The 14,416-nt window shown below is 67.5% G+C and carries 12 protein-coding genes and 1 pseudogene; 8 read left to right on the forward strand and 5 right to left on the reverse strand.

The window, feature by feature from the left end; translation table 11 throughout:
* Positions 1-263 (reverse strand): hypothetical protein (locus ACWCO2_RS04210; RefSeq protein WP_450126257.1); only part of this gene is annotated, 263 nt, incomplete at its 3' end.
* 131 nt (positions 264-394) lie between these two features.
* Between ACWCO2_RS04210 and ACWCO2_RS04215 the strand changes: the two genes are divergently transcribed.
* The 3 genes from ACWCO2_RS04215 (at position 395) to ACWCO2_RS04225 (ending at position 2,090) form a co-directional block, all read left to right on the forward strand.
* Complete coding sequence (locus ACWCO2_RS04215) at positions 395-730, forward strand: GntR family transcriptional regulator (protein WP_450126258.1); 336 nt, start codon at positions 395-397, stop codon at positions 728-730.
* Between the two features lie 134 nt (positions 731-864).
* Complete coding sequence (locus ACWCO2_RS04220) at positions 865-1,608, forward strand: helix-turn-helix domain-containing protein (RefSeq protein WP_450126259.1); 744 nt, start codon at positions 865-867, stop codon at positions 1,606-1,608.
* Between the two features lie 11 nt (positions 1,609-1,619).
* The gene (locus tag ACWCO2_RS04225; RefSeq protein ID WP_450126260.1) at positions 1,620-2,090 is read left to right on the forward strand and encodes an NUDIX hydrolase; all 471 of its coding nucleotides are present in this window, start codon (positions 1,620-1,622) and stop codon (positions 2,088-2,090) included.
* On the opposite strand, the gene ACWCO2_RS04230 is transcribed toward ACWCO2_RS04225, so the two are convergent.
* On the reverse strand, positions 2,083-2,646 hold the full coding sequence (locus ACWCO2_RS04230; RefSeq protein WP_450126261.1) for an HD domain-containing protein: 564 nt from the start codon (positions 2,644-2,646) through the stop codon (positions 2,083-2,085). The genes ACWCO2_RS04225 and ACWCO2_RS04230 overlap by 8 nt on opposite strands.
* A gap of 1,013 nt (positions 2,647-3,659) precedes the next feature.
* Between ACWCO2_RS04230 and ACWCO2_RS04235 the strand changes: the two genes are divergently transcribed.
* The gene (locus ACWCO2_RS04235) at positions 3,660-4,259 is read left to right on the forward strand and encodes a TetR/AcrR family transcriptional regulator (protein ID WP_450126262.1); all 600 of its coding nucleotides are present in this window, start codon (positions 3,660-3,662) and stop codon (positions 4,257-4,259) included.
* On the opposite strand, the gene ACWCO2_RS04240 is transcribed toward ACWCO2_RS04235, so the two are convergent.
* The gene (locus ACWCO2_RS04240; protein WP_450126263.1) at positions 4,256-5,194 is read right to left on the reverse strand and encodes a GlxA family transcriptional regulator; all 939 of its coding nucleotides are present in this window, start codon (positions 5,192-5,194) and stop codon (positions 4,256-4,258) included. The genes ACWCO2_RS04235 and ACWCO2_RS04240 overlap by 4 nt on opposite strands.
* 69 nt (positions 5,195-5,263) lie before the next feature.
* Between ACWCO2_RS04240 and ACWCO2_RS04245 the strand changes: the two genes are divergently transcribed.
* The gene (locus ACWCO2_RS04245) at positions 5,264-6,208 is read left to right on the forward strand and encodes an NADP-dependent oxidoreductase (RefSeq protein WP_450126264.1); all 945 of its coding nucleotides are present in this window, start codon (positions 5,264-5,266) and stop codon (positions 6,206-6,208) included.
* Between the two features lies 1 nt (position 6,209).
* Here the strand turns inward: ACWCO2_RS04245 and ACWCO2_RS04250 are convergent, their stop codons facing one another.
* Together ACWCO2_RS04250 and ACWCO2_RS04255 are read right to left on the reverse strand one after the other, a co-directional pair.
* Entirely contained in the window at positions 6,210-7,352 is a 1,143-nt protein-coding gene (locus tag ACWCO2_RS04250) for a hypothetical protein (RefSeq protein ID WP_450126265.1), read from the reverse strand.
* A 168-nt stretch (positions 7,353-7,520) separates the two neighbouring features.
* Positions 7,521-7,796: pseudogene (locus ACWCO2_RS04255) on the reverse strand (rhodanese-like domain-containing protein); the annotation flags it as partial.
* 531 nt (positions 7,797-8,327) lie between these two features.
* Here ACWCO2_RS04255 and ACWCO2_RS04260 point away from each other — a divergent pair.
* The 3 genes from ACWCO2_RS04260 to hrpA all read left to right on the forward strand — a co-directional run bounded on the left by ACWCO2_RS04260 (position 8,328) and on the right by hrpA (position 14,395).
* Positions 8,328-9,095: an ABC transporter ATP-binding protein gene (locus ACWCO2_RS04260; protein ID WP_450126445.1), complete on the forward strand. Its 768-nt coding sequence runs from the start codon at positions 8,328-8,330 to the stop codon at positions 9,093-9,095.
* A 383-nt stretch (positions 9,096-9,478) separates the two neighbouring features.
* Positions 9,479-10,261, forward strand: a complete 783-nt coding sequence (locus tag ACWCO2_RS04265) for an enoyl-CoA hydratase/isomerase family protein (protein WP_450126266.1) — start codon at positions 9,479-9,481, stop codon at positions 10,259-10,261.
* Between the two features lie 174 nt (positions 10,262-10,435).
* Positions 10,436-14,395 carry an ATP-dependent RNA helicase HrpA gene (gene hrpA / locus ACWCO2_RS04270; protein WP_450126267.1) on the forward strand — a complete coding sequence of 1,320 codons (3,960 nt, stop codon included), beginning with the start codon at positions 10,436-10,438 and terminating at the stop codon, positions 14,393-14,395.
* The last annotated feature ends 21 nt before the right edge of the window (positions 14,396-14,416 follow it).

A 14,416-nucleotide genomic window follows, 5' to 3' on the forward strand; every position in this document is an offset into this window, starting at 1 on the left:
TGGACGTAGGTGCCCTCCTCGAAGCCCTCGCCGGGGTCAACGGTCAGGGTCACCTTGATCTCCTCACCCTTCTCGGCGAACTGGCCCTCCTGCGGACGCTTCTTCGCGAACAGCGACACCACGAACTGGTTCGCGCCCGTCGCGCGGTCGGTGATCGGCTTCATCTCGCCGGTGTCCTCGTCTTCCTTCATCTTGATCGCCGGGGCCTCCGTGATCATCAGCTTGTAGCCCTGCATGTTGACCGGGATGTTCTTCAGAGCCATCGCTTGCCTCCGTGGATCTAGGCTTCTGGGTTCCTGCTGACACATACCAATATAGATCGATGTATGTCGGTTGTGCACTACTCCGTCCGAGTGATCTATGTCAGATTGAGTCGGTCGGATAGACTTCCGATATGGAGCAATCAAGCCCGGGGCTGGCTGCCTACCAGCGCGTTGTCGAGGCGATCAAGCATGAGATCCGAGCAGGATCGCTCTCTCCAGGTGATCGCCTGCCAGGCAACCGCGGGCTTGCGGAGAAGTACGAAGTCGCGTTGGGCACTGCCCAGAAAGCCCTTCGAGTTCTCCAGGACGAGGGCTGGATTACCGCGACACCCTCGGTTGGGGTGTTCGTCAGCGACCAACAGCCGTCCGAACAAGACGATGCTGACGTGGTGAAGGCCTTGGCCGAACTCAAGGCGGAAGTCGCTGGGCTGGCCAAGCGAGTCGAAGAGCTCGAACGTCGTCCGTAGCGCTTCACTGAACGTCTCACCGTCATGCCTCAAGAATCCAGGATCAGCAGGGACGCGATCACCACACAGCGGGACGACTTGGGACGTCCTTGCCGTGTCCGCGCGTCCTGAGACGTCCCACCGGAAGGGGCTCGATGCCAAACGATCGACTCCGCGACGCGATCGCGGCCAAGGGGATCACGCCTGACCGGCTTGCCGAAGAACTGGGAACGGACCCCAAGACTGTCGAGCGCTGGATCACGACGGGGCGAACGCCATATCCGCGATACCGGCGGGCAACTGCGGCGGTGCTGGGGGAGCGCGAGCACTACCTCTGGCCGGAGGCTGCAACCGACGCGCAGCGGAATCAAGCCAGCGAGTCGGAGATCATTAAGGTGTTCCCGCACCGAAGCGCGGTTCCGGCGGACCTTTGGGACCGCCTTCTGGCTGCGGCCACGACGCATGTCGACATCCTGGTGTACGTCGGGATGTTCCTGACCGAGAAGCCGAACCTGCTCGCCACGCTGAAGGAGAAGGCAGGGGCAGGGGCCCAAGTTCGCCTGCTCTTCGGTGACCGCGACAGCGAGGCCGTCATCCAGCGGAGTCTGGATGAGAGGATCGGCAGGAACACGATCTCCGCGAAGATCGATCATGCGCTCGCGTACTTTGAGCCGATGGCCAGCATCGATGGTGTTGAGGTCCGGACGCATGGGACCGTCCTCTACAACTCGATCTTCCGGTTCGATGACGACATGATCGTGAATCCTCACGTCTACGGCAAGGTCGCCTCACACGCGCCAGCGCTGCACCTGCGGCAGCTCTCCGCCGGGAATATGTTCACCACGTACCTGGACAGCCTTGATGCAATCTGGGAGTCCGCAACTCCGTACACCTGGTAGGTCGCGAATCGATGCCCAAGAAGGACTACTACGACGATCCGTGCGCCCCCGCGCCGAACAGCCTTGTTGTAGCTGTCGTCGCCATTGTGCGGAACGACGATGGCGATGTGCTGATGATCGAACGCACGGACAATGGCCTCTGGACCGTCCCGGGAGGCGCACAAGACTTGGGGGAGACGACCCGCGAGGCAGTCATCCGCGAGGTCGAGGAGGAAACCGGGATCACGATCGAGGTGACCGGAATCGTCGGCATCTACTCCGACCCGCGACACGTGATCGCCTACGACGACGGCGAGGTCAGGCAGGAGTTCTCCATCGCCTTTCGTGCGAAGCCTGAGTCCGGGGAGCTCCGAACCAGCTCAGAATCGCGACGCGTGGAATGGGTGCCGCGGGAGCGCATCGGAGACCTCACCATCCATCCGGCCGTCCGGCTGCGGATTGAGCATGCCTTGGAGCCGCGCGAAGTGCCGTTCCTCAGCTAGCGGTACTGACTCGCTCCCAGGTGCGATCAACTGCCCCCAGCAGTTCCTGGCTGGCCTTCGTGATGAACTCGGTTACGAGATGGCCAGGGCCGTACCGGTGCTTGATCTCAGCGATCCGTTCTCGGGCGTCAACAGGGTCGCCGTCGGGCGTCGTGGTGAGGTCGCAGCACCACAGCGCGTCACGAGTGGCGGTCGCTTCGTCTTCGTAGACAGCAAGCTGATCGGCAAGACCGCGCAGGTCCGCCTCCAAGGCAGCGAACGAGTGGTGAGCAACGAGGTGCACCAGACGTCGAGGAGCGTTGAGCGCCTCCAGGAACCGGGCACCGTCCAGCGGGTGAAAGCCGGTCTCTGCGATATCTGGCGCGTAGCCGACATCATGGAGAACGGCTGCGGCCTCTAGCAGGTCTGAATCTTCGCGGGCTGCACCTGCAACTTCCCGGGCCCGCCTGGCAACTCCCTGAACGTGGGCCCACCTCCTGGGCAGCGATTCAGCCAACTTCCCTTCGGAGACTCCGTAAGCCCACTCGACCAATGTCATGAGCTCGACCGTACTCACACCGCTGACACCTGCCATGGCCCATTCAGGGCGTCGTCGTCCTACGGGGCGATCAGGGACCGCATCCGGCCATGCTTCGGTGTTCAGAGTTTCTTTTCTTCATCAAGGGCGGCCCCTGCGGGGCCGCCTGCCTGCGGTTTCCCTGCCCGGGCCAGCGGGACCGCAGGGGCCCCGCCTCCGGCACCCCAGCGCCCCGCGTCCCGGGCTGACGGGAAGGCAGGCGGCCCCGCGCCACCAGAGGGCCACGCTGAACCGCAAAAGGATGTCCTCGCCGGACGGCAGGTCTCCAGGGTGAGGGTTCAAGATCGAACGCTGCGGTTCGGTCGTGGCTGCTCTGTCCTCACCCCATCGACCTCCCACAGGGCTATCAGGCCGTGTCAAGGGGGCAAGCTCTCGCAGAGGTGTACCGCCAGGCTCGGCGGTTGCCCCCTTGACACGACCTGATCGGTCTCCGACAGGTCGACGGGGTGAGGACAGAGGCCCTCCCTTGTGAGTGGAGGGCAGCCGACCAGTCAGCAGAAAGTCAGCACGAGCAGCGGTCGCACCTGGCATTGATCAGCACGAAACGGCACGTCGGCCAAACTCAGCAGCACTAGACGTCACAGCAAAACCCCAGGTCGGCGCTTGATCGCATCTTTCGCACCGAAGCGCTCACTGGTTCGATCCCAGTATCGCCCACAGTGTTTTTTCTGGTCAGATGGCCTGCACGCGATCTTCGCGGGCAGGCCATCTGATGTTGTGGGGAGCAAATGGGGAGCAGTCGACGCTTACCACACTTTGCTGTCCGAAGTGTTCACGCCATTTTCCGTGGTACGGCGGGGTTTTCCTGCCCAGGCTATTGTCGTGCTCCCATTGCCGCCGCTGGGCGGGTGGGTACGTCATCGATCACGGTTGCGCGCGAGTCGTTGTGGGATGCGCCCGCTGTGTGCTCCGACGCTAGCAGTGTTTTGAATCGATCGATTCAAAAATGTGAGGTTTTCGTCCGTCTGCTCCAAAACGGTTAGGGTGGCGGTATGGCCAGGCCGCGGAAGTTCGACGAAGCCCGCGTCATCGACGCGGCGATGGACACCTTCTGGCGTCGCGGGTACGAGGCGACCTCGACCCGAGACCTCAGCGAGCGCACCGAACTCGGTCCTTCCAGCCTCTACAACGCCTTCGGCGACAAGCACCAGCTCTACCTGCGCAGCCTGCGCCAGTACCAGGAGACGGCCACGGCCGAGCAGGTCGAGATGCTCCGAGCGTCCGGTCCGGTCGAGGACCGGCTGCGCAACCTTCTGGCCACGGCGATCGACACCGATCTCTCCGACACCGACCGACCGGGCTGCTTCGCCATCAACGCAGCGATCGAGCGAGCCGCAGTCGACCCCGATGCCCGGGAGCAGGTGCGGCAGAACTTCGCGGCGGTGGAGGAGGCGCTGCGCGAAGCCCTCGCTGAAGGCCAGCGCTCCGGCGAGATCGACCAAGCCCGCAGTGCGGACAGCTTGGCCCGCCAGGTGCTGAGCACGTACTACGGCCTGCGCGTGCTCGCTCGGGTTCAGCCGGACCGCTCAGCACTCCTGGATGTGGTGGAAAACTTGCTGAAAGGCTGCGCGACCGCTGAAAAGCGCGGCTAGACGCCGGCGCGGAAGGTGCGGCGGTAGGCGAGGGGAGCGACGCCGATCTCGGCGTTGAGGTGTTGGCGCAGCGATGCGGCCGTGGCGAAGCCGACCTGCTCGGCGATCTCGTCGATCGGCAGGTCGCTGGACTCCAGCAGGTGGCGGGCCCTGGCCACGCGCTGCTGGGTGAGCCACCGGCCGGGGCTGACGCCCGCCTCCTCGCGGAACCGGCGGGCGAACGTGCGGCCGCTCATCCGTGCGTGCTCGGCGAGATCGGCCAGCGCCAGCGGCAAGTTCAGGTTCGCGGTCGCCCAAGCTCGGGTCGCTGCCGTGCTGGAAGCCGTCGGGTCGGGCATTGGGCGCTCGATGTACTGGGCCTGGCCGCCATTCCGCCAGGGCGGCACCACGCACCTGCGCGCAACTCGGTTCGCCACCTCGCTGCCGTGGTCCTTGCGCACGAGGTGCAGGCACACGTCGACGCCGGAGGCGGCGCCCGCGGAGGTCAGCACGTCACCGTCGTCGACGTACAGCACGTCCGGGTCCAGCTGGACGGCGGGGAACAACCGCCGGAAAAGGTTGGTGTAGAACCAGTGGGTGGTGGCCGGGCGACCGTCGAGCATCCCGGTCGCGGCGAGGGCGAATGCCGCCGTGCAGATCGACACGATGCGGGTGCCCGGCCGGATCAGCGCGAGCGCGTCGGCCACCGGCTGCGGCAGCTCCGCAGCGAGCTGGGTCATGTCGTAAGGCGGGATCACGACGGTGTCCGCGGTGCTCAGCAGCTCGGGGCCGTGCTCCGCGGTGATCAGGAAATCCGCGTCGCTGCGCACCGGCCGACCGTCGACGGTGCAGGTCAGCACCTCGTAGTGACCGTCGGTGCTGCCGAAGACCCGATTGGGAATGCCGAGCTCGAACGGGTAGACCCCGTCGAGCGCGAGCGCCACGACCCGATGCATGGCACGATCCTATCGAATGTTGGCATTCTTGCCATTTCGCTGGTGGCTCGGATGCGGCAGCCTCGGGGCATGAACGAAACGATGCGCGCGATTAGCCAGGACGAGTTCGGCGGCCCGGACGTGCTGCGCGAAGTCGAACTGCCGCGCCCCGAACCCGGTCCGAGCCAGGTGCTCGTCCAGGTGCACGCGGCCGGGGTCAACCCGACGGACTGGAAGCACCGCGCCCAGCAGCGGTTCCTGGGGAACCCGCCGTACGTGCTCGGCTGGGACGTCTCCGGCGTGGTGGTGGCCGTCGGTACCGGAGTCACCCTGCACAAGCCGGGCGATGAGGTGTTCGGCATGCTGCCCTACCCGCACGGCGCCGGCTCGCACGCCGAGTACGTCACCGGACCGGCTCGCGCGTTCGTCCCCAAACCGTCCGAAGTGGACCACGTGCAGGCGGGTGCGATTCCGCTCGTGGCCCTGACCGCCTGGCAAGCGCTGGTGGACACCGCGCACCTGCAGGCCGGGCAGCGGGTGCTGATCCACGCCGCCGCCGGTGGTGTCGGGCACGCGGCCGTGCAGATCGCCAAGGCGCGTGGCGCGCACGTGATCGGCACGGCGAGCGCGGGCAAGCACGAGTTCCTGCGCGGCTTGGGCGCCGACGAGCTGATCGACTACCGGGAGACCGACTTCGCCGACGTGGTCAGCGACGTCGACGTGGTGCTGGACACCATCGGCGGCGACTACCGCAGCAGGTCGCTGCGCACCCTCCGGCGCGGCGGCGTGCTGGTCTCCATCCTCCCGTACGGCCAGGAGCAGCTGGTGGCCGAAGCCGGGGAGCTTGGGGTGCGCGCCGAGGTGATGCTCGTCGAAGCTGACCAGGCAGGCATGAGAGCCATCGCCGACCTCGTCGAGTCGGGTCAGCTGCGCGCCGAGATCGCTGCAACGTTCCCGCTGGCAGACGCGGCCAAGGCGCACGAGCTGGGTGAAACCGGCCGCACCACCGGGAAACTCGTGCTGACCGTGCGCTGAGTCAGGCGACGGCGAGCCGTTGGCGGGTTTCGGTGACGCGGGGAGACCACGGCGCCAGTTCTTCGGCCTGGGCCAGGGCTTCTCGGGCTGCTGCGTTGTCGTGGCAGGCCATGTGGGCTCGGGCCAGCGTGACCAGGTCGTCCGCGAGGGAGAGCGGGGTGTGGTTGTAGTCCGCTCCCGCCTGGGCGAGGCGGACCGCTGTTTCCGGGTCGCCTTCGATCAGGGCCAGCAGTCCGCTGGTGCCGTTGAGCTCGAACTCCGGGTAGCCGAGCTTGACGGCGTCCTCCAGCGCCTTCTTCGCAGTCGGCAGCAGGGATTCCGCGGGCAGCTGGCCCGCTTCGACCGCCTTGAAGCCGAGACCCGCCAACCCGGCGAGCAGGTAGGACATCTTGCGCTGCGGGATGTCGTCGTTCTCCGAGATGTGCTTCAGCAGCGTCAGAACGCCCGGCGCGTACTCGCCGCGTGCCTCCATGACCGAAACCTGGCACGACATCGTGGCGTTCAGCCCGGGGTAGTTCTCGGTGAGCTCGTCGGCGTAGGACTGCGCCTGGTCGATCTTGCCGACGCGCAGCGCTTCGTAAGCGCGAGCGGCCAGTGGCGCGGCCACGAACTCGTCGCGTTCGGTTCCTTCGAGGCGCGGCAGCGAGAAGAGCAACCAGCCGGTCGAGGTGGTCAGCGGAACTCGTTGCGGCCACAGCTTGTAGAGCATCAGCGGGGTGGCGGCGATGGCGAACCCGCGCCAGAACGCGGAGTCGGTCAGCAGCCAGCTGCCCGCGACCACCGCGACACCGACCACTGCGGACAGCAACCCGGCCAGCCAGCAGCGCAGGATCACCGGCGACTTCCACGGGCCGATCTGGGCCCGCAGCGTGATCGGCAGCGCGCGCAAGGTGAACTTCACGCGCTTGGGAGTCCAGGACGCGACCTCGCGCATGGCGCCGAAAATCACGTGCCGCACGCGCAAACCGAAGACGACGGCTCCGACGATCAACCCGAGCTGCGTCGCCATCGGAAGCAGCATCACCCCGACGAGAGCACCGGCCCACGCCGCGGCGGTCCCGGCGACATCGGTGCCCGCGTACGCCTCCACCGCGGCAACGGCGACGGCTCCCACGAACCCGGCAACGACCCACGGGCGGAACATCAGACTCTGCGCTTGCACAAGGACGAAAGCGTACGGGACGCAGCAGTCGCCCATATCCGCTTTCGGCGAGGACCACACCCGGTGGCCTCGACGGTTCCTGGACGACTTCCGCGATTTCAATGGACGTTGGACGTCTGATTTCCATTGAAATCGCGGAAGTCTGCGGGATCAGGCGGTGGTCGTGACCGGGAGTCCGGCGGCCTTCCAGGCTCGGAAGCCGCCGGTGAGGTCCGTTGCTCGGCGCAGGCCGAGGCCCTTCGCCTGGGCTGCGGCGAGGCTGGAGGTGCAGCCCTCGTTGCAGACCAGGACCACCGGGCGGTCCGGGTGCAGGCCGTCGAGGCGGTGACCTCCCGCCGGGTCCAGGCGCCACTCCAGGACGATGCGCTCGACCGTCAGCGCGCCGGGGATCTCGCCCTCGGTGAGTCGGTCGGATTGCGGTCTGATTCCGGCACCGGTTCAGTCGGGGTGTACTCGGACAGCTGGGCGGTTCGCTGATCGCGTCGGGGCTGCTGTACAGCGCTCATGGCGTGTCTCCAGTTCGTGTCGGCGAGCGGGATGGCTTCGAAGTGGAGTGATTCGTCGAGCCGCGCGAACGGACCTGGAAAGCGGTTGACCGCTTCAGCAACAGGCGGAGGTGACGCCCCGGAACAGGTCGGTCACGCGATCGCGGGTGAGCAACGAATCGACACGCCGGCGATCGTGGCACGACGACGGCGTGTTGTGCCAGCACGAACGCAACCTTCCCGAATGCTGAGCGGCGACGTTTGCCGAGCCCTGGACGGGTGTCACCCGGCTGAGCGAGCGCTGAGTGCTCCCGCCCGCAGGCGCTCCGGCCCGGACCGGAACAATGGGGCGCGGAGCGGACCCGCCGAAGGCCTGCGGCGGTCCTGGATCGAAGACGAACCGAGGGCGCCACGCCCAGGCGCTGCGGTCAGTCACAGCGGGGAGGTAGACGTGGACGACCTGGTCATCCGGATGGATGGCGTCGGTGTTCGGCGGGGAGAGACCACGCTGTTGGCCGACGTGAACTGGTCGGTGGAACTCGACGAGCGCTGGGTGGTGCTTGGGCCCAACGGCGCGGGCAAGACGACCCTGCTGAAGATGGCCAGCACCGAGATGTACCCGAGCGAGGGCACTGTGGACGTGCTCGGCGAGCGGCTGGGCAAGACCAACGTCTTCGACCTGCGCCCCCGCATCGGGCTGTGCTCGGCGGCGCTGGCGGCCCGCGTCCCCGGTGACGAGCTGGTCCGCGATGTCGTGGTCAGCGCCGGTTACGCGGTCCTCGGCCGGTGGCGCGAGGAGTACGACGCCATGGACACCGACCGCGCCGCGGAGCTGCTCGAACTGCTCGGCGTCGCGCACCTGGCCGACCGCGAGTTCGGCACGCTGTCCGAAGGGGAACGCAAGCGCGCCACGATCGCTCGCGCCCTGATGACCGACCCCGAGATGCTGCTGCTCGACGAGCCCGCCGCCGGTCTCGACCTGGGTGGCCGCGAGGACCTGGTCGCGCGGTTGTCCGCGCTGGCCATGGACCCCGACGCCCCCGCGTCGGTGTTGGTCACCCACCACGTCGAGGAGATCCCGCCCGGGTTCACCCACGGCCTGCTGCTGCGCGACGGCCGCATCGTCGCGCAGGGGCTGCTCGAGGACGTGCTCACCGAGGACAACCTGTCGAAGACCTTCGACCAGGACCTCGAGCTGCAGCGCAGCGGTGACCGCTACTTCGCCCGCCGCCGCAGCTGAAAGCCTGTCCCCCTCGCCTTGCGTGGCGGTGCGGGTGGCGGAACCTCAGACGCCGCCTGGCTGCAGGATCCCGTTCGCCGTGTATGGCCGCCAATACACGGCGAACGGGCTGTCCTCGCCAGGCGATGTCTGAGAACCCGCGGCGGTGCCGGTTGCGAGGGTGGGCTAAACGCCTTCGGCGTTTCAAAGACCAAGATCAAATATGGTTGCTGAGGGGCTGCACTCGAACTCGGCTGGGGCTTCCTCGTGGCGCGGCTGCTGGGGTGCGGGCCTTCCGTGTAGGTGAGATCCCGGGCGTCCTTTGAGATCCGTGACACAGCGGTTCCCGTTGTGCGCGCGATAGCCTGCGCGTCGAGGTGGCGGTTCGACGAGGAGGTTGCCGCGTGGGCGAGTTCGTCAGGCTTGAGGTGGACGGCGCGATCGGGACGATCCGGTTGGATCGGCCCAAGATGAACGCGTTGAACCGGCAGATCGAGGTCGAGCTGCGGGAAGTCGCGATCGAGGCTGCCGAGCGCGACGACATCCGCGCCGTGATCGTCTACGGCGGGGAGAAGGTCTTCGCCGCGGGCGCGGACATCAAGGAAATGGCCGACATGTCCTACGCGGACATGGCCCGCAAGGAGCAGCGCGGCCTGTCGGACGCGATGAGCCAGGTCGCTGCGATCCCGAAGCCGACCGTTGCCGCGCTCACCGGGTACGCCCTCGGTGGCGGTTTCGAGCTGGCGCTGAGCTGCGATCGACGCATCGCCGCGGACGACGTCAAGGTCGGTCAGCCGGAGATCCTGCTGGGCGTGATCCCCGGTGCCGGTGGCACGCAGCGGCTGGCGCGGCTGATCGGGCCGAGCAAGGCCAAGGACATCATCTACACCGGCCGGTTCGTCGACGCGCAGGAAGCGCTGTCGCTGGGCATGGTCGACGAGCTGGTGCCGGCCGCCGAGGTGTACGCGGCGGCGCGGCGCTGGGCCGAGCAGTTCGCCAACGGCGCCGCCCGCGCCCTGGCCGCAGCCAAGGCCGCAGTCGACGGCGGGCTGGACCTGGACCTGGACAACGGTCTGAAGCTGGAGACGCACCTGTTCGCGGGGACGTTCGCCACGGAGGACCAGAAGATCGGCATGCGCTCGTTCATCGAGAACGGTCCGGGCAAGGCGAAGTTCACCGGCAACTGAGCCGAGCGGTTTTCCCGCGCTCGGCGGCGGAACGAGATGCCGCCGCCGAGCGCTCCAGCCCCGCGTTGCGCGGGGTGCATCTGATCGCACCTGGTGACGTGTTCGCCGTGCGGTGTGAGGGTGGCGAAAACCAGAGGCAGGGCCGACGGTGCCTTCTCTATGCTTGTCCGGAGTATGGGTACGTCTGTGAAATCTCCGCTCGCTGGTCTGCGGGACCGCTTGCCCGAGCTGATGCTGCACGACCAGCGTCGGCTGCGCCGCCGCATCGAGGGGGCGCGCAAGATCCGCGACCCGCAGGCCCTGCAGTCGGTGGTCGACGAGATCACCGCTGACGTCGAGGCCGCGGAGCTGCGCCTCGAGAACCGGCGCGCCAACGTGCCCGAGGTCCGCTACCCGGAGAATCTGCCGGTCAGCCAGCGCCGGGACGACCTGATCGCCGCGATCCGCGATCACCAGGTCGTCATCGTCGCTGGTGAGACGGGCTCCGGCAAGACGACCCAGCTGCCCAAGATGTGCCTGGAGCTCGGCCGCGGCGTGCAGGGAATGATCGGGCACACCCAGCCCCGTCGGCTCGCGGCGCGGACCGTCGCCGAGCGGGTGGCCGAGGAACTCGACACCGAGCTCGGCGATGCCATCGGCTACCAGGTGCGGTTCACCGAACGCGCGAGCGAGGACACGCTGGTCAAGCTGATGACCGACGGCATCCTGCTCGCCGAGATCCAGCACGACCGGCTGCTGCGGCGCTACGACACGCTGATCATCGACGAGGCGCACGAGCGCAGCCTGAACATCGACTTCATCCTCGGCTACCTCAAGCAGCTGCTGCCGCGCCGCCCCGACCTGAAGGTGATCATCACCTCGGCCACCATCGACCCGGAGCGCTTCTCGCGGCACTTCGAGGACGCGCCGGTGGTCGAGGTCTCCGGCCGCACCTACCCGGTCGAGGTCCGCTACCGGCCGCTGGTGGACGACTCGGACGAGTCCGAGGACGTGGTGCGCGACCAGACCCAGGCGATCTGCGAGGCGGTGGACGAGCTCTGCGCCGAGGGACCCGGCGACATCCTGGTCTTCCTCAGCGGTGAGCGGGAGATCCGGGACGCCGAGGACGCGCTGAAGCAGCAGAAGCTGCGCGGCACCGAGATCGTCCCGCTGTACGCGCGGCTGTCGGCCGCCGAGCAGCACCGCGTGTTCCAGCCGCATTCCGGGCGCCGGATCGTGCTGTCCACCAACGTGGCCGAGACGTCGCTGACGGTGCCGGGCATCAAGTACGTCATCGACCCGGGCACCGCGCGCATCTCCCGGTACAGCTTCCGCACCAAGGTGCAGCGGCTGCCCATCGAACCGGTCTCGCAGGCCTCGGCTAACCAGCGCAAGGGTCGCTGCGGCCGAGTCTCCGAGGGCATCTGCGTCCGGCTCTACTCCGAGGCGGACTTCCTGTCCCGTCCCGAGTTCACCGACCCGGAGATCCTGCGCACCCACCTGGCCTCGGTCATCCTGCAGATGACCTCGCTGGGGCTCGGTGAGATCGAGTCCTTCCCATTTGTGGAGCCGCCGGACCGCAGGCAGATCACCGACGGGATCAACCTCCTGCTGGAACTGGGCGCGCTGGACAACTCGAAGTCCGAGCTGGCCAAGCGGCTCACGCCGGTTGGCCGCAAGCTCGCGCAGCTGCCGATCGACCCGCGGCTGGCCCGGATGGTCGTCGAAGCCGATCGCAACGGATGCCTGCGCGAGGTGCTGGTCATCGCCGCGGCACTGTCCATTCAGGACCCGCGCGAGCGGCCCACGGACAAGCAGCAGGCGGCCGACCAGAAGCACGCGCGCTTCGTGGACAAGGACGCCGAGTCCGACTTCCTCACCTACCTCGGCATGTGGCGGTATCTGAGGACGCAGCAGAAGGAGCTGTCGTCCAACCAGTTCCGCAAGTTGTGCCGCACGGACTTCCTCAACTACCTGCGCGTGCGCGAGTGGCAGGACCTCTTCGGCCAGCTGCGCCAGATGGTCCGGTCGATGGGCCTGACGCTCAACGACCAGGAAGCCGACCCGGCGCGGATCCACCAGTCGGTGCTCGCCGGCCTGCTCTCGCACATCGGTCTCAAGGACGTTGACAAGAAGTCCGGGCAGGACAAGAAGTCCGGCCCGCCGGGACGCGGCGGCAACGAGTACCAGGGCGCCCGCAACGCCAAGTTTGCGGTGTTCCCCGGATCCTCGCTGTTCAAGAAGCCACCGCGCTGGGTGATGGCGGCCGAGCTGGTGGAGACCTCCAGGCTGTGGGCACGCATCGTGGCGAAGGTCGAACCGGACTGGGTGGAGCAGCTCGCGCAGCACCTGGTCAAGCGCACCTACAGCGAACCGCACTGGGAGAAGGACCGGGCAGCCGTGGTCGCCGCCGAGCGGGTCACTCTCTACGGCGTTCCGCTGGTGGTCGGGCGCAAGGTCAACTACGGGCGCATCGATCCGGAGCTCAGCCGCGAGCTGTTCATCCGGCACGCGCTGGTCGAAGGCGACTGGGACACCCGGCACGAGTTCTTCCACGAGAACCGGGCGCTGCTGGACGAGGTCGAGGACCTGGAGGAGCGTGCGCGACGGCGCGACATCCTGGTCGACGACGAGACCCTGTTCGAGTTCTACGACCAGCGCGTCGGCGAAGAAGTTGTCTCCGGACGGCACTTCGACTCGTGGTGGAAGAAGACGCGCCGTGAGCAGCCCGACTTGCTCAACTTCGAGAAGTCGATGCTGATCAACCAGCAGTCGGCGGCGGTCAGCGGCCAGGACTACCCGGACCTCTGGCCGCAGGGCGGACTCCGGTTGGCGTTGTCCTACCAGTTCGAGCCGGGTGCCGATGCGGACGGCGTGACCGCGCACATCCCGCTCCCGGTGCTCAACCAGGTCGACCCGAGCGGGTTCGACTGGCAGATCCCGGGACTGCGCGAAGAACTCGTCACCGCGCTGCTGAAGTCGTTGCCGAAGACCCTGCGCCGGAACTTCGTGCCAGCCCCCGACTTCGCCAAGGCGGTGCTGTCCCGGATCGAGCCCTTCGCCGCTCCACTGCTGGAGAGCCTGCAGCAAGGCCTCAAGCAGATGACCGGGGTCGCGGTGCCCGGCACCGAGTGGGACCCGGACAAGGTGCCGGACCACCTGAAGATGACCTTCCGCGTGGTGGACGGCAAGGGCCGCAAGCTCGCCGAGTCCAAGGATCTGGAGGCGCTGAAGCGGAAGCTGAAGCCCAAGCTGCGCGCGGAGATCGCCGCTGCCGCCGACGACATCGAGCAGCGCGGACTGCGCTCCTGGAGCTTCGGCCAGCTGCCGCGCACCTTCGAGCAGCAGCGCTCCGGCCACGCGGTGAAGGCCTACCCGGCGCTCGTCGACGACGGCGACAGCGTCGCAGTGCGGATGTTCGACACCGAGGAGGAGCAGCGCCGGGCGCTGTGGGACGGCACCCGCCGGCTCTTGCTGCTGAACATCCCCTCGCCGGTGAAGTCCATCCAGCGCGGCATGAGCGGCACCACCCGCCTGGTGCTCGGCGGCAGCCAGCACGGCGACCTGAACACCGTGCTGGACGACTGCGTGCGTTGCGCCATCGACAAGCTGATGGCGGACAACGGCGGCCCGGTCTGGGACGAGACGGCGTTCAGCGCGCTGCAGGACAAGGTTCGGGCGCAGCTGGGTGCGGTCACCGTCGACGCGATGTCCAAAGTGGAGCAGGTGCTGGTCACCGCGCAGCGGGTCGAGTCCGCGCTCGCGGACCGGGCGAAGGTGCTGCCCGGCGAGTCCTACGCCGACATCCGGGACCAGCTGGACGCGCTGCTGCGGCCCGGTTTCGTGACCACGACCGGGTACACGCGGCTGTCCGACCTGGTGCGATACCTGCACGCGATCGAGCAGCGGCTGGACAAGCTCCAGTACCACCCGCAGCGCGACCGGGACTGGATGTACCAGGTGGACGAGGTCGAGCAGCGCTATCGGGATCTGCTGGCCGGGGTGCCGCAGGGTCGCTATCCGAGCGAAGCCCTGCTGCACGTCGGTTGGATGGTCGAGGAGCTGCGGGTCAGCTTGTTCGCGCAGTCGCTCGGCACGGCGTTCCCGGTGTCGGTGAAGCGCATCCACCGCGCGATGGACAAGCTGGAGCGCTGATCCGACCAGCGGGAACAGCAC

The sequence above is a fragment of the Saccharopolyspora sp. NPDC002376 genome (genome assembly GCF_053593195.1).

Bases quoted from the DNA above. Each gene is read 5' to 3' on its own strand.
- ACWCO2_RS04235 (WP_450126262.1), top strand. From the start codon at position 3,660: ATGGCCAGGCCGCGGAAGTTCGACGAAGCCCGCGTCATCGACGCGGCG.
- ACWCO2_RS04250 (WP_450126265.1), bottom strand. From the start codon at position 7,352: ATGTTCCGCCCGTGGGTCGTTGCCGGGTTCGTGGGAGCCGTCGCCGTT.
- ACWCO2_RS04240 (WP_450126263.1), bottom strand. From the start codon at position 5,194: ATGCATCGGGTCGTGGCGCTCGCGCTCGACGGGGTCTACCCGTTCGAG.
- ACWCO2_RS04225 (WP_450126260.1), top strand. From the start codon at position 1,620: ATGCCCAAGAAGGACTACTACGACGATCCGTGCGCCCCCGCGCCGAAC.
- ACWCO2_RS04260 (WP_450126445.1), top strand. From the start codon at position 8,328: ATGGATGGCGTCGGTGTTCGGCGGGGAGAGACCACGCTGTTGGCCGAC.
- ACWCO2_RS04245 (WP_450126264.1), top strand. From the start codon at position 5,264: ATGAACGAAACGATGCGCGCGATTAGCCAGGACGAGTTCGGCGGCCCG.
- hrpA (WP_450126267.1), top strand. From the start codon at position 10,436: ATGGGTACGTCTGTGAAATCTCCGCTCGCTGGTCTGCGGGACCGCTTG.
- ACWCO2_RS04215 (WP_450126258.1), top strand. From the start codon at position 395: ATGGAGCAATCAAGCCCGGGGCTGGCTGCCTACCAGCGCGTTGTCGAG.
- ACWCO2_RS04220 (WP_450126259.1), top strand. From the start codon at position 865: ATGCCAAACGATCGACTCCGCGACGCGATCGCGGCCAAGGGGATCACG.